Source organism: Mesorhizobium sp. M0340, assembly GCF_040321535.1.
GTDB lineage: Bacteria > Pseudomonadota > Alphaproteobacteria > Rhizobiales > Rhizobiaceae > Mesorhizobium.
The window spans coordinates 26579-49492 of sequence record NZ_JAMYRR010000022.1; the positions used below are offsets into that span (position 1 = coordinate 26579).

Here is a 22914-nt window from a genome sequence, read left to right on the forward strand (position 1 = left end):
CCGCCGGCGCAAAGTAGCAATTGGCGAAAGCGCCGCACAACCCGATTGCCCGCCGGACAATGACACTGCTGACATTCCGCTTCGCGCCGAGCCCGAACGGCGAACTGCATCTCGGCCATGCCTATTCGGCGCTGCTCAATCAGAAATTGGCAAAGGCGGCGGGCGGACGCCTGCTGCTGCGCATCGAGGACATCGACACGACGCGCTGCACGCCGGAATTCGAAGCAGGCATTTTTCGCGACCTGAAATGGCTGGGGCTTGGCTGGGAGGAACCGGTGCGCCGCCAGTCCGAGCATTTTGCCGAATATCGGGCGATGCTCGAGCGGCTGATCGAAGCGGAGCTTGTCTATCCGGCCTTCATGAGCAGAAGCGAGATCCGCGCCTTCATCGCCGACAGCGAAAAGCGCGGCCGCGACTGGCCGCGCGACCCGGACGGCGTGCCGCTCTATCCCGCCGCCGACAAGGCGCTGCCGGCGAGCGAACGCAAACGGCGCATCGCCGAAAATGTGCCATTTGCCTGGCGGTTGAACGTCGATGCGGCAATAGGGCGCGCTGGCAAGGACCTGTCATGGGCCGAATACACGGACGAGACGCTCTCCGCAGCGCGTCGTGTCGAAGCCCATCCGCAGGATTGGGGCGATGTGGTCGTGGCGCGCCGTGAAATCCCGACCAGCTATCATCTCGCCGTCACCGTGGATGACGCGCTGCAGGGCGTCAGCCATGTCGTGCGCGGCCAGGACCTTTATTCCGCGACCAGTGTGCAGCGGCTGCTTCAGCAGCTGCTTGGCCTGCCGCAGCCGGCCTATTTTCACCATCGCCTGATCCTCGGCCCGGACGGACGAAAACTGTCGAAGAGTCTTGGCGATACCAGCCTTGCCGCCCAGCGTGCGGCGGGTGCCTCGCCCGACGATGTTAGGCGGCTGGTCGGTCTCTAGCTAGACCGGCGAGCTGACGGCCATCAATGGCGCTCCTTCAATTCAAATGACTCTATGGATCAACCGTTTGGTTTTGCTTGCCGGCCCGAACGGCATTAAGCAATCGCGGCAGTCGATCCCCCACCCGAATTCACCGCGGCCTCCTGAAAATGCACAGCCTCAAGCGGTTCATCCCCGCCTCTTTCGTCCTCCTGTGGGCGACCGGCTTCATCGGCGCGCGCTATGCCATGCCGTGGGCGGAGCCCTTTACTTTCCTGGCCGCGCGCTTTGTCCTGGCCGCAATCCTGCTTGTCGCTTTGATGGCCGCACTTGGTTCGAGCCGCGCCACCCGCGACGAGGCGCTGCACGCGACCGGCGCCGGCATCCTGATGCATGGGGTCTATCTCGGCGGCGTGTTCTGGGCCATCCACCGGGGCATGCCCGCTGGGCTTTCAGCCCTGATCGTCGGCCTGCAGCCGCTGATCACGGCAGTGCTCGCCGGCCGGCTTCTGGGCGAGGCCATCCTGCCGCGCCACTGGGCCGGTCTCGGCCTCGGGTTGATCGGCGTGGTAATCGTGCTCTGGCCGAAGCTCGGCGCGCTCGGCGGCGGGGTGACGGCCGAAACACTGGGCGCCTCGCTGGTCTCCGTACTCGGCATGAGTGCGGGCACGATCTGGCAGAAGCGTTTCGCCTCCGGCGGCGATCTGGTGGCTGCCACGTTCTGGCAATATGTCGGCGGCGCATCGGTGATGGCTCTGGCCTCGCTCGCCTTCGAGACCCGAACGGTCATCGTCAACGGCGAACTGATGTTTGCCATGGCCTGGCTTGTGCTGGTGCTGTCGATCGGCGCCATCTTCCTGTTGATGGTGATGATCCGCGACGGCGAGATGTCGAAGGTCGCCTCGCTGTTTTACCTCGTGCCGGCCGTCACCGCGGTCATCGCCTGGGCATTGTTCGGTGAGCAGTTGAGCCCGCTCCAGATTGCCGGCATGGCAATCGCGACGCTCGGCGTCGGGCTGGCGACCGCTCAGCCGCCAAAAGCATGATCCCAAAAAAGTGGGAACCGGTTTTCGGAAAAGATCATGCTTAACTCAGCCGACTCTCGCACGCGCCTCTAAATAGCGGCTGATCGCGGCGTTGAGCTCGCCACCGAGGATGAAGATCGCCGAGACGATATAGAGGAATACGACGGCGATCATGATCGAGGCGAGGCCGGCATAGGTCGTCACATAGGACGAGAAATGATCGAGATAGGCGGCGAAGATGGTCGACCCGATAAGCCAGCCGATCAGCGTGAAGATGATGCCAGGCACGATCGAAACGAAGCGGCGCTTGCCGGCCGGCAACCAGAAATGCACGGCGAACAGGCCGCCGATGATGACGACCGAGGCGATGACGTAACGCCACAGCGTGATCGTGCCCATGTAGGGCTTTATCCATTCGAAATGCGACTCGGCCAGCCGTGCCAGCAACGGCGCGAAGACCAGCAGCACGCTGATCGCCAAAAACCCGGCCGTCGCGATCAGCACGAAGATGATGCTCTGCACCCGCCGGTAGATGATGCCCCGCGTTTCCGAGACACGATAGGCGCGGTTGAGCGAGGTGCGCAGCGCCTCGATGCCGTTCGAGGCGAAGTATCCGGCAAGCACGATACCGTACGTCAACAGGTCGCTGCGCCTAACGGTAAGCACGTTGAGCACTTCGCGCGCGATCGGTTTGGCGATCTGCTCGGGCCATGTGTCGAACACAAGGTGCACGGCGGTGTCGGCGAAGGCCTGCGCGCCGAAAAAACTCGCCAGCGTCGTAGCGAAGATCAGGAAAGGAAAAAGCGCCATCAGCGCGGTGATCGCCAGATGGCTGGCCATTGCCCAGCCGTCGTCGGTGTTGAAATGGCCGAGCGCGTCGTAGAGGACGCGTTTAAGGGCTACGATCTTCCGCAACAAGAACCGCGTTCCCTTCGATTGTCCGGACGCCGCGAATATGGGAAGGGTTTGCAGTAAATGACAACCCTAGGTCAAACCACCATTCCTCCCGGAAAAGAGTTGCGCACCATCATTGTCACAGGTGCCTCTTCCGGTATAGGCGCCTATTGCGCCCATGCTCTTAAGAAGGAAGGCTGGCGGGTGTTCGCAACGGCCCGAAAGCCCGAGGATATCGCCGCGCTCGAGGCCGACAGCATTGAGGCCTTCTATCTGGACTACACCGAACCCGGATCGATCGAGGCGCTGGTGACGTCGGTGCTGGAACGGACCGGCGGCCGGCTCGATGCGCTCTTCAACAACGGCGCCTACGGACAGCCCGGCGCCGTCGAGGACCTGCCGGTCGAGGCTTTGCGGCAGCAGTTCGAGGCCAATGTCTTTGGCTGGCATGATCTCACTCGCCGCGTCGTACCGGTGATGCGCCGCCAGGGCCATGGTCGTCTCGTTCATTGCTCGTCGATCCTCGGCCTCGCGCCGGTGCCTTTTCGCGGCGCCTACTCGGCATCGAAGCACGCTATCGAAGGGCTGATGCTGTCCCTCTATCAAGAACTCCGGGGTAGCGGCATCCATGTTTCGCTGATCGAGCCGGGGCCGGTGAAATCGAAGATCGCCAGCAACAGCCTCGCATGGTTCCTGGCGAATATCGATCACGAGAATTCCGTTCATCGCCTCGCCTATGCGGCGCAACTCAAACGGCTGCGGGCCGGCGGCAGCACATCGCGGCTGAAGCCCGGGCCGGAGGTGGTTTATGCCGCCTTGCACCATGCGCTTCTGTCGCGGCGCCCGCGCCCGCATTATGTGGTAACAGTGCCGGCCAGGATCGGCGCGATCCTTAAACGCATCCTGCCGGCATCTGCACTCTACCGTCTGCTCGCCAAACGCGCCTGAACGCAATTCATCTGGAACACATCATGGCAACCGTCTTCAACATCCTCGCCGTTCTTGTCATGGTCGCAGTGGTGATCGTGCTGATCCGCGGCCTCATCAACATGATGCGCGGCGGCTCCAGCATGACCTCCAACAAGCTGATGCAGACGCGCGTGCTCTTGCAGTTCGTGGCCTTGGTGCTGATCATGCTGGCGGTGTATTTCACCCGTAAGTGACGCGGCACCAGCCGGGAGGTACCCCGTGGTCAAGCTCAACAAGATCTACACCCGCACTGGCGACGACGGCACCACCGGCCTCGGCTCCGGCGAGCGGCGGCTGAAATCCGACCTTCGCATCGACGCCTACGGCACGGTCGACGAGGCCAATGCCTGCATCGGCATGGCCCGCATCCATACAGCGGCAGTAAATCCGGCGATCGATGCGATGCTCGGCCGCATCCAGAACGATCTTTTCGATCTCGGCGCCGATCTGGCAGTCCCCGATAATGGCAAGCCGCTGGACTACGAGCCGCTGCGCATCGTCGCCTCGCAGACCGACCGCGTCGAACAGGACATCGACCTCCTCAACAAAAATCTGCAGCCGCTCAAATCCTTCGTGCTCAATGGCGGCACGCCGGCCGCCGCCGCCCTTCACCTCGCCCGCACGGTCGCGCGCCGCGCCGAGCGCATCATGGTGGCGCTGTCGCAACACCCAAACGAGCCCGTCAACCGCGAGGCAATAAGGTACATCAACCGCGTCTCGGACTTCCTGTTCGTTGCCGCGCGCGCGGTCAATGACAACGGAAACGCCGACGTGCTATGGGTTCCTGGCAAGAACCGCTGAAATCCGCCGAGCTGGGGACCCGATGTTCATCCCGCTTTACGACACCAACAGGCTGCGGCACATCAAGCTGCAATATGTGACCATCGGCCTGATCGCGCTCAATGTGTTGATCTACCTTGTCACTACGCTTGGCGGTGAGGACTTCTCCAACGCCGCGGTGCTGGGCCTCGGCTTCATCCCGTCGGTCGTGCATGACAGCGTCGAGCTCGCTCCGCAATTCGTCGTCATTCCCGAGAGCCTGAGCTACCTGACTTATTCCTTCCTGCACGCGGATATCTTCCACCTCGGCGGCAACATGCTTTTCCTGTGGGTATTCGGCGACAATGTCGAGGATGCACTCGGCCACATCCGCTACCTCATCTTCTACCTGCTTTGCGCCATTGCCGGCGCTTTCTTCCAGGGTCTGGTGGCCTGGGATTCGCAAGTGCCGCTGATCGGCGCGTCGGGCGCCATCGCCGGTGTGGTCGCCGCCTATCTGATCCTTTATCCGCGCGTAAAGGTATGGGTGCTGGTCTTCGCCCGCATCCCCTTGCGTATCCCCGCCTTCATCCCGCTCATCCTGTGGATCCTGTTCCAGATCTTCATGTTCGCGCAGGGTGGCGAGGATCAGGTTTCCTGGGCCTGCCATATCGGCGGCATCATCGCCGGAGCCGTGCTGGTGCTTGTCTTGCGCAGCCGCGGCGTGCCACTGCTCGCCGCGGCGGATGAAGAGACTGTGGTGGTCGCCGGCCAGGTGCCCGTAGCCGTGGAGCCGGCGCCAAGCGACCCACAACCTGCGCAGCCGGCGCCGCGATGGGGCCGGGGGAGCGTTTCCGGTCCGGACTGAACCGATTTGAGTGCTTCGCCGAAGATCCGAGTGCACCCCGGATATTGACGCGCGGGGTCGCCGCAACTACGGAAGCGCCACCCTACTGGCGTGGCGAAGACCAGAATTCCGTCCGGAATGTCGGCTTTCGACAACTCTGAAGAGGTGCACGCTGCTATAGCGCGCCCGAAAGACTATCGTGAAAGAGGTGACAGGCAAATGAAGATCCTTGTGCCCGTGAAGCGGGTTGTGGATGCGAACGTCAAGGTCCGGGTGAAAGCGGACGGTTCGGCGGTGGAACTCGCCAACGTCAAGATGGCGATGAACCCGTTCGACGAGATCGCGGTGGAAGAGGCGATCCGGCTGAAGGAAGCCGGTAAGGCCGAAGAGATCATCGTGGTGTCGATCGGGCCGCAGCAGGCACAGGAGACCTTGCGCACGGCGCTCGCCATGGGCGCCGACCGCGCCATCCTGGTCAAGACCGACGAGCAGACTGAGCCGCTGGGCGTCGCCAAGGTGCTGAAGGGCGTCGTCGAGGCAGAACAGCCCGGCCTTGTCATTCTCGGCAAGCAGGCGATCGACGACGATTCCAACCAAACCGGCCAGATGCTGGCCGCACTTCTCGGCTGGGCGCAGGGCACCTTCGCCTCCAAGATCGTGCTCGACGGTGAAAAGGCCACGGTGACGCGCGAGGTCGATGGCGGCCTGCAGACGCTGGAACTGAAGATGCCGGTAATCGTCACCGCCGATTTGCGCCTGAACCAGCCACGCTACGCGTCGCTGCCCAACATCATGAAGGCCAAGAAGAAGCCGCTCGACGAGAAGAGCCCTGCCGACTACGGCGCCGACGTCAAGCCGCGGCTGAAGGTGATCAAAACCGAGGAGCCGGGCGGCCGCAAGGCGGGCGTCAAGGTCAAGAGCGTCGCCGAACTGGTCGACAAGCTGAAGAACGAAGCCGGCGTGCTGTAGGCCAGGAAGGGATAAAAAATGACAATTCTTCTGATTGCCGAACACGACAACGCTGCGCTTTCCGACCAGACCGCCAAGGCACTTTCGGCGGCGCTGCAGATCGGTTCGGACGTGCATGTGCTGGTTGCCGGCAAAGGTGCCAAGCCGGCAGCGGACGCAGCCGCCAAGCTCAAGGGCGTTACCAAGGTGCTGCTCGCCGACGCTGACGAACTGACCGAGCGTCTCGCCGAACCGCTGGCGGCACTCGTCGTTTCGCTTGCTGAGCCATACGAGACGATCATCGCGCCGGCGACCTCGTCGGGCAAGAATGTCGCGCCCCGCGTGGCGGCGCTGCTCGATGTCGCCCAGATATCGGAAATCATCGAAGTCTTGTCGCCCGACACCTTCAAGCGGCCGATCTATGCCGGCAACGCCATCCAGACGGTGCAGTCGAGTGACGCCAAGAAGGTCATCACGGTGCGCACCGCTTCCTTCCAGGCAGCACCCGAGGGTGGTTCCGCGCCGGTCGAGACGGTTCAGGCGGCGGCCAATCCCGGCCTGTCGAGCTTTGTCGAGAACAAGCTCTCCGAGACCGACCGTCCAGAGCTGACCTCGGCCAAGATCATCATCTCGGGCGGCCGTGCGCTGGGCTCCTCCGAGAAGTTCCAAGAGGTCATCCTGCCGGTCGCCGACAAGCTCGGTGCGGCGGTTGGCGCATCTCGCGCCGCCGTCGATGCCGGCTATGCGCCGAACGACTGGCAGGTCGGACAGACCGGCAAGGTTGTAGCGCCCGACCTTTATATTGCCGTGGGCATCTCGGGTGCCATCCAGCACCTTGCCGGCATGAAGGATTCGAAGGTGATCGTTGCCATCAACAAGGACGAGGAGGCGCCAATCTTCCAGGTCGCCGACTACGGTCTCGTCGGCGATCTCTTCGTCATTCTGCCGGAACTGCAAAAGGCGCTTTGACGCCTTCTGCCAAAGCGTATTAAATTCCGAGGGGTGGGGTAGACGAAGTCGCCCCGCCCTTTTAGTTTGCACTGCACAAAAAACGGGCCGCAAAGGCCTCGACGGGATCGGGTAATGAGCAAGATCGAGACGATCGGCATCATCGGCGCGGGCCAGATGGGCGGCGGCATCGCCCATGTGTCGGCGCTGGCGGGCTATAAGGTGCTGGTTTACGATATTTCGCCCGACCGCATCGAAAAGGGCATCGCTACGATCAGCGGCAACATGGCCCGTCAGGTCGGCTCCGGCAAACTCGAGGAAACGCTGCGCAATGAGGCGATGGCGCGCATTTCGGCGGCGCCGGCCATGGCCGACCTTGCGGGCGCCGATCTGGTGATCGAAGCAGCGACCGAGGACGAGACGGTCAAGCGCAAGATCTATGCCCAGCTCTGCCCGCAGCTCAACCCCGAGGCCATCCTGGCGACGAACACGTCATCGATCTCGATCACACGGCTGGCTTCGCAGACCGACCGGCCGGAACGCTTCATCGGCATACATTTCATGAATCCGGTTCCGGTGATGAAGCTGGTCGAACTGGTGCGCGGCATCGCTACCGAGGACCAGACCTTCGAGGCGGCAAAAACCTATGTGAAGCAGCTGGACAAGACGATCACCGTCTCGGAGGATTTCCCGGCCTTCATCGTCAACCGCATCCTGCTGCCGATGATCAACGAGGCGATCTACACGCTCTATGAAGGTGTCGGCTCGGTCGACGCCATCGATACCGCCATGAAGCTCGGCGCCAACCATCCGATGGGGCCGCTGCAGCTTGCAGATTTCATCGGGCTCGATACCTGCCTGTCGATCATGCAGGTGCTGCATGACGGGCTGTCGGATTCGAAATACCGCCCCTGCCCGCTGCTGGTCAAATATGTCGAGGCCGGCTGGCTCGGCCGCAAGACCGGGCGCGGCTTCTACGACTATCGCGGCGAGCATCCCGTTCCGACACGCTGATTCTTATCGCTACCAGCGCACAAAAAGTCGTCCGCCGAGCGCCCCGAGCACGGCAAGGATGGCGACCGCGATCGTATACCAGGTGCCGACGAAAAGCGGCGAATCGTCGAAGCAATGCGCCGCATAGAAGGTCGCCGCCAGCCCGCCGGCAAGCAGGCCCGCGGCCGCACCGGCAAGCACCGGCCTTGTCGGCGCGCCATGGCGCAGGACCGCGAGAAAGACGGCAAGCGGGCCGATCCCGATCAACGGAATGAAGGTCAGGCAGATGACCATGTTCGTCCTGACCAGGCGTGTGCCCCAGTCGGACGCAGGCACGGCGAAGAGTTCGAGAATCACGGCCACAATCACCAGCAGCGGGGCGGCGATCATGCAGCTTGCCGCTCGGCGGGTCGATGCACCGGGGGTCGACAGCGCATGCACCAGGGCAAAGGCGCTGGCCGAAAGAGCGATCGTGAAGACGAATTTGGACAGGAACCGCATCGTGTGCATGGCGATCGCAATGTCGGGGCGCGGGCCGATCGTCAGCCAGAAAACCGCGGCCGCGATCACCATGGCCGCACCGGCGGCAAGCCACCAGGCGGCGCCTAGCGGCAGCGCCTTGCTGCGGGCATCGGCGTCGAGCGCCTTGATGAGATCTTCGGTCCTCATTTTTATTCCCGCCTCGCCCCGAACCGTTTGGCAATGGCGGCAAGCCCGCGGTGCAGTGACACCCGCACAGCCGTCTCGCTAATGCCGAATTTTGCCGCCGTCTCGCCGATCGAACGGCCTTCGACCGATACGGCCGAGACGACGGAACGCTGTGCCGGCGACAGGCTGTCGAGCGCCCGGTTGACGTCGCGCTCGCTCACCGTCTCCGATTCCGGCTCGGCAAAGGTCTCGGCGATTTCGTCGATCTCGACCTCGATCCGCCGGCCGCGCCGCCGGAACGCGTCGATCAGCTTGAAGCGGGCTATTGCATAGACCCAAGGCAGCACCGGCGCATTATCGCGCCAGGTGTGTCGTTTCACATGAATGGCCAGCAAGGTTTCCTGCACGACATCCTCGGGATCCACCCCACCCTGCACGATCTTGCGCCGGGCAAAGCCACGAACGAGCGCGGCGATCCGGTGCAGAAAGTCGGCATAGGCCCTTTCGTCTCCGGCGATCGCGGCCCGCAGCAGCCGTGAAAGCTCGGCTTCGTCCTTGCCGCTCACAAGAGTTCACTCCCCGATATTCGCGTCTCGGCGCTGATTTGTTACGGGGCCGGCGAAATAATGTCCAAGGCAAATTAGCTGAGCATCACGAAAGTTTGGCCTTTTGAGCAATTGAGTGGGCCAGCAATGTTGACTGCGCTAGTCATGTATTGGTAGGTGCAGCGTGCCAAGCCAACGACCATCGAAATCGAGGACGACGCCATGAAATATGCTCTTTCCGCCCTTGCCGGTGCGACAGCACTTGCAATCAGCCTGATCGCCGGCCCGGCAATAGCAGAGGACGAGGGTATCGTCGTCTACAACGCCCAGCACGAAAACCTGACCAAGGCCTGGGCGGAGGGATTCACCAAGGAAACCGGCATCAAGGTTACCGTCCGCAATGGCGGCGACAGCGATTTCTCCAATCAGATCGTTGCGGAAGGCACCGCTTCGCCCGCCGATGTATTCCTGACGGAGAATTCGCCGGCCATGGCATTAGTCGAGGCGGCCGGCCTGTTCGCACCGGTCGACACCGAGACGCTGGCCCAGGTTCCGCAGGAGTACCAGCCGGCGAGCGGCAAATGGGTCGGCATCGCCGCGCGCAGCACGGTCTTTGCCTACAACAAGACCAAGCTGGCCGCCGACCAGCTGCCCAAATCGCTTCTCGATCTCGCCGATCCGAGCTGGAAGGGCCGTTGGGCCGCATCGCCCTCCGGCGCCGATTTCCAGGCGATCGTCAGCGCGCTTTTGCAGCTCAAGGGTGAGGCAGCGACGGCCGAATGGCTAAAGGCGATGAAGGAGAATTTTACCGCCTATAAGGGCAACAGCACGGTGATGAAGGCGGTCAATGCCGGCGAGGTCGAAGGCGGCGTGATCTATCACTATTACTATTACGGCGATCAGGCCAAGACCGGCGAGAACAGCAAGAACGTCGAGCTGCACTATTTCAAGCACCAGGATCCCGGCGCTTTCGTCTCAGTGTCCGGCGGTGGCGTGCTGGCCTCGAGCAAGCACCCGAAGGAAGCGCAGGCTTTCCTGAAATGGGTCACCGGCAAGGGCGGCCAGGACATACTGAAGACAGGCGATTCGTTCGAATACGCAGTCGGCAAGGGCGCTGAGTCCAATCCGAAGCTGGTGCCGCTGGCCGATCTGCAGGCGCCGAAAGTCGACCCGACGACGCTGAACTCGAAGAAGGTCACCGACCTGATGACGGCGGCCGGCTTGCTTTAGCCGGCGTTCGTCCTAAAAGGGCAACCGACTGCGCTCCTGTGGGAATTCGCTTTCCGCGGGAGCGCTCTGTTTTCAAGATGGCATTTGTCCATGACCACAAGCTGCTCGCCGCATTCGCCGACGATTGTTTCCGCCTTCGGGCGGAAACGGCACAACGTCTGATCTGATGCAGTCGGCGATCGATCTTGCACCTTCAGGCTTGCCAGCCGATACGACGGCCGTGCGGGCACGTCGTTGGTCGGTCTCATGGATTGCACTGGCTGCCGTCTTTGTTTCGCTTTTCGCGCTGCTGCCACTTGCCTTCATCGTCTGGGTGGCGGTGCAGACTGGCTGGGAAACCGTGGCGGCGCTGGTGTTCAGGCCGCGCGTCGGGGAACTTCTGGTCAACACCAGTCTGCTGGTGGTGCTGACCGTGCCGATTTCGATCGTGCTGTCGGTGGCGCTGGCCTGGCTGACCGAGCGCAGCGATCTGCCGGGGGCCCGCCTATGGGCCTGGTTGTCGGTGGCGCCGCTCGCCATTCCCGCCTTCGTCCACAGTTACGCCTGGATCACCATGGCGCCCAGACTGCACGGCCTGTGGGCCGGCGTGCTTGTGTCCGTCATCGCTTATTTCCCGTTCCTCTATCTGCCGATAGCGGCGGCTTTGCGCCGGCTCGATCCCGCTCTCGAAGATGCAGCAGCGGCCCTCGGGCTTGGCCCATGGCGCGTGTTTCGGCGTGTCGTGCTGCCGCAGCTCCGACTCGCCATTTGCGGCGGCTCGCTGCTGGTCGGCCTGCACCTCCTGGCCGAATACGGCCTTTACGTTTTCATCCGCTTCGACACCTTCACCACCGCGATCGTCGACCAGTTTCAGTCGACCTTCAACGGTCCCGCCGCCAACATGCTGGCCGGCGTGCTGGTGACCTGCTGCCTTGTGCTGCTCGGGCTGGAGGTGCTGGTACGCGGCGAAGAGCGCTATGCCCGCGTCGGCTCGGGTGCTGCGCGCCAGCAGCAGCGCACGGGCCTTGGGCGCGCCACCATTCCTTGCCTGCTGCTGCCTGCCATTACCACGCTACTGGCGCTCGGCGTGCCGTTCGCCACCATCGGCCGCTGGCTCGTGGCCGGCGGCGCCAATGTCTGGCGGCTCGACGAGATCGGTCTGGCGCTTGGCCAGACGCTGTTCCTGGCGATTGCCGGCGCGCTGCTCGCCACCGTCGCGGCAATGCCGATGGCGTGGATCTCGATCCGCGCGCCGGGAAGGCTGCAACGCGTCCTGGAGGGCTGCAACTATATCGTCGGCGCGTTGCCTGGCGTCGTCATCGCGCTGGCGCTGGTCACCATCGCCGTGCGTATCGCCATGCCGCTCTACCAGACCCTGTTCACCATCCTGGTCGCCTATGCGCTGATGTTCCTGCCGCGCGCCCTGATTAGCCTCAGGGCGTCGATCGCACAGGCGCCAGTCGAGCTCGAACGCGCCGCCTCGAGCCTAGGCCGGTCGCCGCTCAAGGCGCTGTGGTCGACGACCATCCGCCTGTCGGCGCCGGGCGCCGCAGCCGGCATGGCGTTGGTCGCGCTGGGTATCATGAACGAATTGACCGCAACCCAGATGCTGGCACCCAACGGCACCCGCACGCTGGCCATGGCGTTCTGGTCCTATAGCGGCGAGATCGACTATGCGTCGGCGGCGCCTTATGCCCTGATCATGGTAGCGATGTCGCTGCCTTTGACCTGGCTGCTCTACGTCCAGTCGAAGCGGATGGCCGGGCGATGAGCTTTCTCGAGCTGAGCGGCATCCACAAGCACTACGGGCCTGTCGCAGCACTTGCCGGCGTCGACCTCAGCGTGGCCAGCGGCAGCCGTACGGCAATCGTCGGGCCATCCGGTTGCGGCAAGACCACCTTGCTGCGGCTGATCGCCGGCTTCGAGGCGCCGGACCAGGGCCGCATCGTGCTCGATGGCGAGGTGCTGGCCGATGGCGACACGGCCGTGCCGGCGCATCGCCGCGGCATCGGGCTGGTGGCGCAGGACGGCGCTCTGTTCCCGCATCTGAGCATCGCCGCCAATATCGGCTTCGGCATGGGGCGTCACGAGGAAAAGCGCAGCGAGCGCATCGCCGAGCTCGCCTATGTCGTCGGGCTGGACAAAGGTATCCTGAAGCGCCGTCCGCACGAACTCTCCGGCGGCCAGCAGCAGCGCGTCGCGCTCGCCCGCGCCATGGCCATGAAGCCGCGGCTGATGCTGCTCGACGAGCCGTTCTCGGCGCTCGACACCGGCCTGCGCGCCTCGATGCGCAAGGCCGTGGCCGAGCTCCTTGAAACCGCCGGCATCACCACCATCCTGGTCACCCATGATCAGGCCGAGGCGCTGTCATTCGCCAGCCAGGTCGCGGTGATGCGCGACGGCAAATTCTCGCAGATCGGCACGCCGCGCGAGCTCTATTTCAGGCCGAAGGACAGGATGATCGCCGAGTTCCTCGGCGACGCCATCGTCTTGCCGGCCAGGATCGCCGATGGCTTCGCTACCTCGCCGCTCGGCCGCATCGCCGTCGACAGCACCGAGCGGCGCGACATCGCCCGCATCATGCTGCGGCCCGAGCAGGTGCTGCTGAAACGAACCTCGCGTGAAGGCATGTCGGGCACGCCGGACATGCTGTTCGGCGAGGTCACGGAATCCGAGTTCGCCGGCTCGATGTGCACGATCGCCGTGCGTCTTTTGAACAGTCCCGATCCGCCCGACGCGGCCGCCATCGGCAACACGCCATTGATCCTGCGCAAGCCGGGCATGGACGCGCCGGCGGTCGGCGAGATCGTGCGGCTGACCGTGTCGGGCAAGGCGCATGTGTTTGCCTGAACGGTTTTGCGCAAGGCCGATTTCAATCGACCCGTTTGCCCGCTTGATCGAACCAATGCAGCTTTTCGGACCTGGCCACGACGCGCAATTGGTCGCCTGGCTTGGCGCTGGCGCGGCCTGAGACGCGCACCACGATGCGGCTGCCGGCTGCCACGCAATGGAGGAAGCTTTCGGCACCGACCGGTTCGACCGCTTCCACTGTCGCAGGCAGCGCGAGCGCGCCGGCCGGCGCCTCTGCCGCGAAGGTGATATCGGCGTCCTCCGGACGAAAGCCCAGTGTCACCACCTTGCCCTGTCGAGGCGCCAAGCCAATCACCGTACCGTCGGCCAATACCGAGCTTGGGGAGGCCCCTGTGAGCGCCAGCAGATTCATCGGCGGTGCGCCTATGAACGAAGCGACGAAGGTCGAAGCCGGTTTCTCGTACACATCAAGCGGAGCGCCGGTCTGCTCGACCAGTCCGGCGTTCATGACGACGAGGATGTCGGCCAGCGTCATCGCCTCAAGCTGGTCGTGCGTGACATAAACCGAGGTGACGCCAAGCGAGCGCTGCAGATTCTTGATCTCGATGCGCATCTGCCCGCGCAATTTCGCATCGAGGTTGGACAGTGGTTCGTCGAACAGGAAGACCTTCGGGTTGCGCACGATGGCGCGACCCATGGCGACGCGCTGGCGCTGACCGCCTGAAAGCTCGCGCGGGCGCCGGTCGAGCAGCGCCGAAAGCTCCAGCACCTTGGCCGTCGAGCGTACCCTGCTGTCGATCTCGTCCTTCGGCGTGCCGCGGTTGCGCAGGCCATAGGCCATGTTGTCATAGACCTTCATATGTGGGTAGAGCGCGTAATTCTGGAACACCATGGCGATGTCGCGCTCGGTCGGGCCGATGGCGTTGACCACCTTGCCGTCGATGGCGACTGTACCGGCCGAAATGGTCTCCAACCCGGCGATCATCCTCAGCAGCGTGGACTTGCCGCAACCTGACGGGCCGACCAGCACGCAAAGCTCCTTGTCGGGAATGGCGATTGAGACGCCCTTCACGGCTTCGACGCCGCTGGGATAGACCTTCTTCACGTCCTTCAGATCGACGGTCGCCATCAGAGTCTCACTTTTCGGATTCGACCAGGCCACGCACGAACCAGCGTTGCATCATCACCACGACGAGAATCGGCGGCACGATAGCCAGCATTGCCGTGACCATCACGAGGTGCCATTGGGTGTCGGCATCGGCGAAGGAAACCATCTTTCTCAGCGCGATGACGATGGTGTTCATGTCGTTGCTGTTGGTGACGAGCAGCGGCCAAAGATACTGCGTCCAGCCATAGATGAAGAGGATCACGAACAGCGCGGCGATGTTTGTCCGCGACAGCGGCAGGAGGATATCAAAGAAGAAGCGCCATGGCCCGGCACCGTCGACACGCGCCGCCTCGACCAATTCGCCCGGTATGGTCATGAAGAACTGGCGAAACAGCAGCGTTGCGGTGGCTGAGGCGATCAGCGGGACGATCAGGCCGGCATAGGTGTCGATCATGCCGAGATCGACCATCACCTTGTAGGTCGGCAGGATGCGCACCTCGACTGGAAGCATCAAGGTGATGAAGATCAGCCAGAAGAAGGTCATGCGCAGCGGAAAGCGAAAGAACACGATCGCGTAGGCCGACAGGATCGAGATGAAGATCTTTCCGACCGCAACGCCGAGCGCCATGATCGTGGTGTTGAGGAGCAGCCTGCCGACGCTGACCCCGCCGATACGGCCGATGCCGCCGAACAGTGCCTCGCTGTAATTGTTCCATAGCTGGCTGCCCGGCAAGAGCGGCAGCGGCGGCCTGAGGATCGTTTGCAGCGTGTGCGTCGAGGCCACGAAAGTGTAGTAGATCGGAAAAGCCACGATCAATATGCCGAGGATGAGCACGGCATGGGCGATGAAGGTGCGGAGCGGGGACTGGCCGATCATCGCTGCCCTCAGCCGTAGTGGACTTTGCGTTCCACATAGCGGAACTGGATCGCTGTGAGCGCGATGACGATGGCCATCAGGATGACCGACTGCGCCGCCGAGTCGCCCAGGATCAGATTGACAAAGCCGTCATTGTAGACCTTGTAGACCACCGTCTCGGTCGTCTTGCCCGGCCCGCCGCCGGTGACGGCATGAACGATGCCGAACGTGTCGAACAGGGCATAGACGGTGTTGACGACCAGCAGGAAAAAGGTTGTCGGAGCAAGCAGCGGGAAGACGATGGTCCAGAAGCGCTTGGTTTCGCCGGCGCCGTCCATGGCCGCCGCTTCGATCAGCGTTTTCGGCACCGCCTGCAGGCCGGCGACGAAGAACAGGAAATTGTAGCTGATCTGCTTCCAGGCAGCCGCCGACACCAGCAGGATCATGGCGTGGGTGCCGTTGAGCAGTGGGTCCCATGCGATGCCGAGGCTTCTCAGCAAATAGGCCAACGAGCCTATCGAAGGGTTGAACAGAAACAGCCACAGCATGCCGGCAATCGCCGGCGCCACGGCATAAGGCCATATCAACAGTGTGCGGTAGAGGCCTTTGCCGCGCACGGCCTTCTCGGCCATGACCGCGAGCAGCAGGGCCACAACCATGGCAACGATCGCGGTCGCAAGCGAGAACACCACCGTAACCTTGATCGAGTTGAGGTAGGCCGGATCGGCCAGCACCTTCCGGAAATTGGCAAACCAGACGAACCTGCTCTTCAGCCCGAACGGGTCTTGCCTGAGCATCGACTGGTAAAGCGCCTGACCGGCCGGCCAGTAGAAGAAAACCAGGGTTATGGCGAGCTGTGGCGCCACCAGCAGGTAGGGCAGGATCTTGTTGGGAAAGACGACGCGTGGAGACAGGCTGATTTCCCTCGCTATCCAGGCATCGCCCACGCGCGCTCGCGTGGGCGATATTCCAACCGACTGACCGAGACGATCTCGTTAGTTGTCCAGGGCTTCCTTGATTGCGGCGTTGCCGCGCGCGACCGCATTGTCGAGGGCCTGCTGGGCGGTTTGCTGGCCGGCCAGCATCTTCTCCAGCTCCTCGTTCTGGATATCGCGCACCTGCGGCAGATTCGGCAGGCGCACGCCCTTCGAATTGTCGGTCGGCGACTTGCCGATCATCTGCAGGATGGGTGTCTCGCGGCCGGGGTTCTTTTCATAGAAGCCTGATTTCTTGGTCGCCTCGTACGCGGCGAGCGTCACAGGCAGGTATCCCGACTTCTGGTGCAGGTATTCCTGCACATCAGTCTTGGACAGATAGGCAAAGAAGGCGGCAACGCCCTTGTATTCCTCGTCCGACTTGTTGCCGAACACCCACAGGCTGGCACCGCCCGGCGTCGTGTTCTGCGGGGCACCCTTGGCGTCACTGTCGTAGGGAAGCTGGCCGATGCCATAATTCATGCCGGACTTGACGATATCGCCGAGGCCGCCCGACGATTCAGTGAAGATGCCGCATTCGCCGGCGAGGAAGATCTGCTTGGCTTCGGAGGTGCGTCCGCCATATTTGAACGTGCCGTCCTTGGCCAGGTCGGCGAGCGCCTGGAAGTGGTTGACGAAAATCGGCGCATTGATCTTGAGTTCGACGTCGCCGCCGGCCAGGCCGTTCTGCTGGGTGGCCCAAGGCACGTCATTCCACGCCGCGAAATTCTCCAGATGGATCCAGGTCAGCCAGGTCGAGGTATAGCCGCAAGAGGCGGCGCCGCTCGTTTTGATCTTCTTGGCGGCTTCCCAAACCTCGTTCCAGGTCTTGGGCGGATTGTTCACGTCGAGGCCTGCCTTCTGGAAGATGTCCTTGTTGTAGTAGAGGATCGGCGAGGAGGAGTTGTAGGGGAAGGACAGCATGGTGCCGTCCGGCTTGGAATAATAGCCGACGATGCCGGGCAGATACTGGCTCTTGTCGAAAGTCATCCCGGCGCCGGTCATCACATCGGCCACCGGCTTTATCGCACCCTCGGCCGCCATCATCACGCCGGTGCCGACGTCGAACACCTGGAGGATATCGGGCGCTTGCCCGGCACGAAAGGCAGCGATGCCGGCATTCAGCGTCTCCGGATAGGTGCCCTTGAACACCGGAACGAGCTCATATTCGCTCTGGCTGGCGTTGAAATCCTTGGAGATCTTGGCGACGACCTCGGCGTTAGCGCCGGTCATGGCGTGCCACCAGCTGATCTGCGTGACGGCGAAGGCGGAGGTGGTGGAAAGCAGGGTCACGGTGGCGGCGATACCGGCCGCAAAGCCGAAGAACTTCATGTTTCATCTCCCGTTTGTCATTGGCGAAAGGGGCACCTCCGCAAAGCCAATATGTGGCGCTGATGACAATCGGACAACGGTTTTGTTGCCAATCAATGAACACCATTCCTTCCTAAAGTGCACTCGCTACCGAAACCGGGCGTCAGAAACGACATCACCGCCTTTTTCGGCGCAGCGGCATCGGTTTTCCCCCGAAAAGACCCGCCTCATGGCCTACGGGTTAACTATTCGTTAAAATCTCCAAGAGCTAATCCGTCACACCTCCCCTGTTAGTTTTGACCGAGTGAACCAGGATGCTGACGGTCTATAATTGTATCGTAAATCAGCACGACCTGAGACTGGTTGCGCTCGCCGCACTCGTCTGTGGAATTTCTTGTTTCTCTGCGGTTAATCTCCTTAAGCATGTCGGCCGATCGACCGAGCGAAACCGGCTTGTCTGGCTGATGATCGCCGCGGCCTCGACCGGGTTCGGCATATGGGCGACGCATTTCATCGCCATGACCGCGTTTACGCCGGGAATACCGAACGCATACAATCCGGGATTATCCGCCTTTTCGCTTGCCGCCGCCGTCATCCTGACCGCGCTTGGGATGTGGGTCGCCACCTTGCGCCGCGGCATCGACCATTTCCTCGTCGGTGGTGCCATTCTGGGCGGCGCCATCGCGACGATGCACTACATCGGCATGGCGGCTTTCGAGGTCGAAGGCCGGGTCGTATGGAACCTGCTCCTTGTCGCGATATCGCTTCTGGCCGGCGTGACCCTTGCGGCACTGGCGCTCCTGGTCGTCTTGCGCCGCCCGTCAGCACTCGCGACTCTCGGCGGCGCCGCGCTTTTGACGCTGGCCATTTGCAGCTTGCATTTCATCGCGATGGCCGCGGTGTCGATCATTCCGGATTCCTCGATTGAAATATCCGAACATTCCGTCGAGCCCATTTCCCAGGCCTTTGCCGCAGCGGTCGCCAGCCTTGTAATCCTTGTGCTGTCAGGTGCCGCGCTGTGGATCGATCTGCGCTTTCGCCGCCAGAAGCTCGAGGCCGAGCGCATGCACGATCTCGCCAATGCGGCGGTGGAAGGTCTGATCGTTTGCGATGGCACCCGCATCGTCAGCGCCAATGACAGTATGGCGAAGCTGACCGGAACAGCGACAGCCACCCTGAACACGATGCAACTCGGCGAGCTTTTCGACGGACAGAGCGCAGCCGCTATGTCCGGCTTCGGCGAACAGGCGCAGGAAGCGAAATTAAGGGGCAGCGACGGCGCGAGAATTCCTGTCGAGCTGATCGCCAGGAAGATCACCTACTGCGGCAGGCCTCATACGGTGCTTGCCGTTCGCGACATCCGTGAGCGCAAGAAGGCAGAAGAAGAGATCCTCCGCCTCGCGCATTTCGATCCGCTTACCGGGCTTGCCAATCGGCGGAGCTTTTCTTCCCGGCTGGAAGCAGAATTCGCCTCGATGGATCGTGGCGGCAAGGATGGATATCTGGCGCTCCTGCTGCTTAACCTCGACCGGTTCAAGCAAGTCAACGACCTCTACGGCCACAGCGCCGGTGACGCGATGCTGCAGAAGCTCGCGCACTGCATCTCCGGCATCCCGCGCAACGGACAGATGCTCGCGCGTCTCGGCGGTGACGAATTTGCCATCATAGCTCCGAACCTCCCCGACCCCCTGGCCGCAGGCCGGATAGCCGAGGACTTGTTGGCGGCGATCCGCGAGGAAAACAGGGTTTCGGTCGGCTCCGGCCTCGTCTCGGCCAGCATCGGCATCGCCTTCTTTCCGCTGGATGCCGAAGACCAGGCCGGCCTGATCAGCCATGCCGACACGGCACTCCATCGCGCCAAAACCGAAGGCAGGGACACTTACCGGTTTTTCGAGATAGCCATGGGCACTGCGGCCCGCGACAAGCGCGTGATGGAGCATGAATTGCGCCAGGCCATCGCCCGCAAGGAGTTCCACCTCGTCTACCAGCCTCAGAAGGAAATCCGCGGCGGCAGGATGATCGGCTTCGAAGCCCTGGTCCGGTGGCAGCACCCTGAGCGGGGCGATATTTCTCCGGCTGTTTTCATCCCCGTGGCCGAGGACAGTGGCGCGATCGCCCAGATCGGCGACTGGGTGCTGACGACGGCTTGTAACGATGCTGCTCGCTGGACAAATCCGCTGATGGTCGCTGTCAACGTCTCCGCCGTGCAGCTTCACAATCCGAACTTCAGCCGCAAGGTGCATGACGCACTGGCGAGGTCAGGCCTGGCACCCGGCAGGCTGGAACTGGAGATCACCGAAACAGCCCTGGTGAAGGATATGCCCCGCGCGCTGGCAGCCTTGAGGCAGGTCAAGGCGCTTGGCGTGCATGTAGCGATGGACGATTTTGGCACCGGCTACTCTTCGCTGTCCAACCTTAGTGCCTTTCCCTTCGACAAGATCAAGATCGACGGGTCGTTCATCAAATCGGTCGACAAGAACGCCCAGTTCGCGGCGATCGTCCGCGCCGTGCTGGGGCTTGGACGCGGTCTCGGCCTACCGGTCCTTGCGGAAGGCATCGAGACGCCCGGTGAATTGCAGTTCCTGGACGCCGAGGCTTGCGAGATCGGGCAAGGCTATTACCTCGGCAAACCGGCTCCGATCGAGACGTTCGGCGAACTGACGGGCGTGGCTGCTCCGGCAATCCGCACAGCCAGCCGACGCGGCGCAAGCATTGCCGTGCTCAAGCCGCGCCTGCGCACGGTCTGAGCCTATCCCGGCTGAAGCGCCGCCTCGACCAGACGCTTGGCATCCGGCCCCGACCATTCGGCCGGGCCGTTCATATGGGCGATGAGGCAGCCTTGCCCATCGATCAGCATGGTGACGGGCAGACCTAGCGCCAGGCCGCGCGTCTTGACGTCGTTGAACAGCGCCATCGTGGCATCGCGATAGTAGCCGAGCGACTTGACACCGGTGTCCTCCAGGAATTTCTTCGGTTTGGCATCGTCGCCGGCATCGACGTTGACGGCAACAACCTGAAACGCATCGCTGCCCATCTCCTTCTGCAGCGCATCGAGCGCCGGCATTTCGGCGCGGCAAGGCGCACACCATGTCGCCCACAGATTGAGCAGCACCGTCTTGCCGGCATGATCGGCTATCGTCGTCGGCTTGCCGTCGGGGCCGTTGAAGGCAAGGCTTTTCAAGGATTGCGGCGGATCCGCCGGCAAAAGCGCGGCAACCTGGCCGGTAGCAGCGGCGGCGATCTTCTTGGCACGGTCGGTCTTGGCGACGCAGGCGGCGTCGTCCTTGCCGCCGGCGGCCACTTGCGCGGGCGCCTTGTTGCCAGAACTGCTTTCCCTGACATATACCGCGACCGCGCCGGCCAGCATGCCCGCAACCAAAGCGGCGAGGATGAGACGCAAAGCCGGGAAGAATCTATTGCCGTCTGCCATTTTTGAAAAACTGCTCCGGAGCACGGGTTATAGCGATGAACGACAAGAAGGCCAGCAACCAGATGTGGGGCGGACGTTTTGCCTCGGGTCCGGCCGCAATCATGGAAGCGATCAACGCGTCGATCTCGTTCGACCGCAAACTCTATGCGCAGGATATTCGCGGCTCGATCGCCCATTGCCAGATGCTGGCGCAAACGGGCATTATTTCGGCGGCCGATCAAGAAAAAATCACTCACGGGCTGAACACGATCCTGGCAGAGATCGAGACCGGCACATTCGAGTTCTCCACCAGGCTGGAAGACATCCACATGAATATCGAGGCCCGTCTGGCCGATTTGATCGGGCCCGCAGCTGGCCGCCTGCATACCGCCCGCTCGCGCAATGACCAGGTGGCGGTCGACCTCAGGCTGTGGGTCAAGGACGAGTGCTTTCGCGTCGCCGAGGCGCTGAAGGGCCTGATCACGGCGTTCCTGGATCGCGCCGAGGAGCATGCGGCAACGGTGATGCCGGGCTTCACCCACATGCAGGCGGCGCAGCCGGTGACCTTCGGCCATCACTGCATGGCCTATGTCGAGATGTTTGCGCGCGACCTGTCTCGCGTCCGCGATGCGATTGAGCGTATGGATGAAAGCCCGCTCGGCGCTGCCGCCCTTGCCGGCACCAGCTTTCCGATTGACAGGCACGAGACAGCGAAGGCGCTTGGCTTCCGCGAGCCGATGCGCAATTCGCTCGACAGCGTTTCGGATCGCGATTTCGCGCTCGAGTTCCTGGGCGTAGCAGCGATCTGCGCGACGCATCTGTCGCGACTGGCTGAAGAGATCATCATCTGGTCGACGCCGCAATTCGGCTTCGTCAGGCTGTCGGATAGTTTCTCGACGGGTTCGTCGATCATGCCGCAGAAGAAGAATCCCGACGCTGCCGAACTGGTGCGCGGCAAGACCGGCCGCGTCACCGGGCACCTCGTCGGCTTGCTGACAGTAATGAAGGGCATGCCGCTGACCTATGGCAAGGACATGCAGGAAGACAAGGAATCCGTCTTCGACGCGGCCGAGACGCTCGACCTGATGCTGGCGGCAATGACCGGCATGGTGCGCGACATGACGGTGAACACTGCGGCGATGAAAAAGGCTGCCGGCGCCGGCTATTCGACTGCGACCGACCTCGCCGACTGGCTGGTGCGCACGCTCGGCCTGCCGTTCCGCGAGGCGCACCATATCACTGGCCGGGCGGTGGCGCTGGCCGACGACAGGAAGATCGGGCTCGACAGGCTTTCGCTGGAGGATCTGCAGTCCATTCACCCCGGTATCAGCGCCGACGTGTTTTCGGTTCTTGCCGTGCAGAATTCTGTAAAGAGCCGCACGAGCTTCGGCGGCACCGCGCCGTCCGAGGTGCGCAAGCAGATCCGCTACTGGAAAAAGCGACTCGCCAAAGCGTAAGACGCGGGGTGCAATGGCCGCAAAACTCGGCTAGAAGCGGCTGCGGGCAACAGTTTCGGACGGATGGCACGATGACCGAAAGCAGGATTTTGGTGACGCTGACGCTGTTGGCAGCAATGGCCACCGTTGCGGCCTGCGGCAGGAAGGCTGCGCTCGATACGCCCTACGCGGCCGCCGTGCAGGCCCGCAAGGACGCCGAGAAGGCCAAGCAACCTTTGCCGCCGGAGCCGGAAAAACCTGTTGAGGACAAGAAATTCATCCTCGACCCGCTGCTCTGATTTTTCGGACC

Annotated in this window: 23 protein-coding genes; 15 read left to right on the forward strand and 8 right to left on the reverse strand. The window is 62.7% G+C overall.

Going from position 1 to position 22914, the window contains the following annotated elements:
* The first annotated feature begins 59 nt into the window (after positions 1 to 59).
* Complete coding sequence (gluQRS, locus tag NKI79_RS25625; RefSeq protein WP_352805521.1) at positions 60 to 935, forward strand: tRNA glutamyl-Q(34) synthetase GluQRS; 876 nt, start codon at positions 60 to 62, stop codon at positions 933 to 935.
* Between the two features lie 149 nt (positions 936 to 1084).
* On the forward strand, positions 1085 to 1960 hold the full coding sequence (locus tag NKI79_RS25630) for a DMT family transporter (RefSeq protein WP_352476296.1): 876 nt from the start codon (positions 1085 to 1087) through the stop codon (positions 1958 to 1960).
* Between the two features lie 45 nt (positions 1961 to 2005).
* Here the strand turns inward: NKI79_RS25630 and NKI79_RS25635 are convergent, their stop codons facing one another.
* On the reverse strand, positions 2006 to 2857 hold the full coding sequence (locus tag NKI79_RS25635; RefSeq protein ID WP_254816677.1) for a YihY/virulence factor BrkB family protein: 852 nt from the start codon (positions 2855 to 2857) through the stop codon (positions 2006 to 2008).
* 57 nt (positions 2858 to 2914) lie between these two features.
* Here NKI79_RS25635 and NKI79_RS25640 point away from each other — a divergent pair, with 57 nt between their 5' ends.
* The 7 genes from NKI79_RS25640 (at position 2915) to NKI79_RS25670 (ending at position 8318) form a co-directional block, all read left to right on the forward strand.
* Positions 2915 to 3781: an SDR family oxidoreductase gene (locus NKI79_RS25640; RefSeq protein WP_352476295.1), complete on the forward strand. Its 867-nt coding sequence runs from the start codon at positions 2915 to 2917 to the stop codon at positions 3779 to 3781.
* Between the two features lie 23 nt (positions 3782 to 3804).
* A complete protein-coding gene (locus NKI79_RS25645) occupies positions 3805 to 3996 on the forward strand; it encodes a twin transmembrane helix small protein (protein WP_023677950.1) in 192 nt (63 codons plus the stop codon).
* Positions 3997 to 4021: 25 nt separating this feature from the next.
* Entirely contained in the window at positions 4022 to 4603 is a 582-nt protein-coding gene (locus NKI79_RS25650) for a cob(I)yrinic acid a,c-diamide adenosyltransferase (RefSeq protein WP_352805524.1), read from the forward strand.
* A 22-nt stretch (positions 4604 to 4625) separates the two neighbouring features.
* Positions 4626 to 5429 (forward strand): rhomboid family intramembrane serine protease, encoded by an 804-nt coding sequence (locus tag NKI79_RS25655; protein WP_352805527.1) that lies wholly within the window; start codon positions 4626 to 4628, stop codon positions 5427 to 5429.
* Between the two features lie 198 nt (positions 5430 to 5627).
* Positions 5628 to 6377: an electron transfer flavoprotein subunit beta/FixA family protein gene (locus NKI79_RS25660; protein ID WP_352805529.1), complete on the forward strand. Its 750-nt coding sequence runs from the start codon at positions 5628 to 5630 to the stop codon at positions 6375 to 6377.
* A gap of 18 nt (positions 6378 to 6395) precedes the next feature.
* The gene (locus NKI79_RS25665; protein ID WP_352805532.1) at positions 6396 to 7325 is read left to right on the forward strand and encodes an electron transfer flavoprotein subunit alpha/FixB family protein; all 930 of its coding nucleotides are present in this window, start codon (positions 6396 to 6398) and stop codon (positions 7323 to 7325) included.
* 114 nt (positions 7326 to 7439) lie between these two features.
* Positions 7440 to 8318: a 3-hydroxybutyryl-CoA dehydrogenase gene (locus tag NKI79_RS25670; protein WP_352476291.1), complete on the forward strand. Its 879-nt coding sequence runs from the start codon at positions 7440 to 7442 to the stop codon at positions 8316 to 8318.
* Positions 8319 to 8327: 9 nt separating this feature from the next.
* Here the strand turns inward: NKI79_RS25670 and NKI79_RS25675 are convergent, their stop codons facing one another.
* The gene (locus NKI79_RS25675) at positions 8328 to 8966 is read right to left on the reverse strand and encodes an NrsF family protein (protein WP_352805534.1); all 639 of its coding nucleotides are present in this window, start codon (positions 8964 to 8966) and stop codon (positions 8328 to 8330) included.
* A 2-nt stretch (positions 8967 to 8968) separates the two neighbouring features.
* Complete coding sequence (locus tag NKI79_RS25680; protein WP_254816670.1) at positions 8969 to 9511, reverse strand: sigma-70 family RNA polymerase sigma factor; 543 nt, start codon at positions 9509 to 9511, stop codon at positions 8969 to 8971.
* A 201-nt stretch (positions 9512 to 9712) separates the two neighbouring features.
* On the opposite strand from NKI79_RS25680, the gene NKI79_RS25685 reads away from it, so the two are divergent.
* From NKI79_RS25685 to NKI79_RS25695, 3 genes are all read left to right on the forward strand, one after another.
* A complete protein-coding gene (locus tag NKI79_RS25685) occupies positions 9713 to 10720 on the forward strand; it encodes an iron ABC transporter substrate-binding protein (RefSeq protein WP_352805536.1) in 1008 nt (335 codons plus the stop codon).
* Between the two features lie 166 nt (positions 10721 to 10886).
* Positions 10887 to 12470, forward strand: a complete 1584-nt coding sequence (locus NKI79_RS25690; RefSeq protein ID WP_352737905.1) for an ABC transporter permease — start codon at positions 10887 to 10889, stop codon at positions 12468 to 12470.
* On the forward strand, positions 12467 to 13549 hold the full coding sequence (locus tag NKI79_RS25695; RefSeq protein ID WP_352805539.1) for an ABC transporter ATP-binding protein: 1083 nt from the start codon (positions 12467 to 12469) through the stop codon (positions 13547 to 13549). The genes NKI79_RS25690 and NKI79_RS25695 overlap by 4 nt, the downstream gene beginning before the upstream one ends.
* Positions 13550 to 13571: 22 nt before the next feature.
* Here the strand turns inward: NKI79_RS25695 and ugpC are convergent, their stop codons facing one another.
* From ugpC to ugpB, 4 genes are all read right to left on the reverse strand, one after another.
* Complete coding sequence (ugpC, locus tag NKI79_RS25700; protein WP_352805542.1) at positions 13572 to 14639, reverse strand: sn-glycerol-3-phosphate ABC transporter ATP-binding protein UgpC; 1068 nt, start codon at positions 14637 to 14639, stop codon at positions 13572 to 13574.
* A gap of 7 nt (positions 14640 to 14646) precedes the next feature.
* Positions 14647 to 15495: a sn-glycerol-3-phosphate ABC transporter permease UgpE gene (gene ugpE, locus NKI79_RS25705; protein ID WP_352476283.1), complete on the reverse strand. Its 849-nt coding sequence runs from the start codon at positions 15493 to 15495 to the stop codon at positions 14647 to 14649.
* An 8-nt stretch (positions 15496 to 15503) separates the two neighbouring features.
* Entirely contained in the window at positions 15504 to 16388 is an 885-nt protein-coding gene (gene ugpA / locus NKI79_RS25710; RefSeq protein WP_352805607.1) for a sn-glycerol-3-phosphate ABC transporter permease UgpA, read from the reverse strand.
* Between the two features lie 81 nt (positions 16389 to 16469).
* Positions 16470 to 17780 carry a sn-glycerol-3-phosphate ABC transporter substrate-binding protein UgpB gene (gene ugpB, locus NKI79_RS25715; protein ID WP_352805544.1) on the reverse strand — a complete coding sequence of 437 codons (1311 nt, stop codon included), beginning with the start codon at positions 17778 to 17780 and terminating at the stop codon, positions 16470 to 16472.
* A 293-nt stretch (positions 17781 to 18073) separates the two neighbouring features.
* Here ugpB and NKI79_RS25720 point away from each other — a divergent pair, with 293 nt between their 5' ends.
* On the forward strand, positions 18074 to 20506 hold the full coding sequence (locus NKI79_RS25720) for a bifunctional diguanylate cyclase/phosphodiesterase (protein ID WP_352805546.1): 2433 nt from the start codon (positions 18074 to 18076) through the stop codon (positions 20504 to 20506).
* A 2-nt stretch (positions 20507 to 20508) separates the two neighbouring features.
* Here the strand turns inward: NKI79_RS25720 and tlpA are convergent, their stop codons facing one another.
* On the reverse strand, positions 20509 to 21189 hold the full coding sequence (gene tlpA / locus NKI79_RS25725; protein ID WP_254816663.1) for a thiol:disulfide interchange protein TlpA: 681 nt from the start codon (positions 21187 to 21189) through the stop codon (positions 20509 to 20511).
* Between the two features lie 35 nt (positions 21190 to 21224).
* Here tlpA and argH point away from each other — a divergent pair, with 35 nt between their 5' ends.
* Both argH and NKI79_RS25735 read left to right on the forward strand, forming a co-directional pair.
* Positions 21225 to 22625: an argininosuccinate lyase gene (gene argH / locus NKI79_RS25730; RefSeq protein ID WP_254816662.1), complete on the forward strand. Its 1401-nt coding sequence runs from the start codon at positions 21225 to 21227 to the stop codon at positions 22623 to 22625.
* A gap of 71 nt (positions 22626 to 22696) precedes the next feature.
* Positions 22697 to 22903 (forward strand): hypothetical protein, encoded by a 207-nt coding sequence (locus tag NKI79_RS25735; RefSeq protein ID WP_352476279.1) that lies wholly within the window; start codon positions 22697 to 22699, stop codon positions 22901 to 22903.
* Positions 22904 to 22914: the final 11 nt, after the last annotated feature.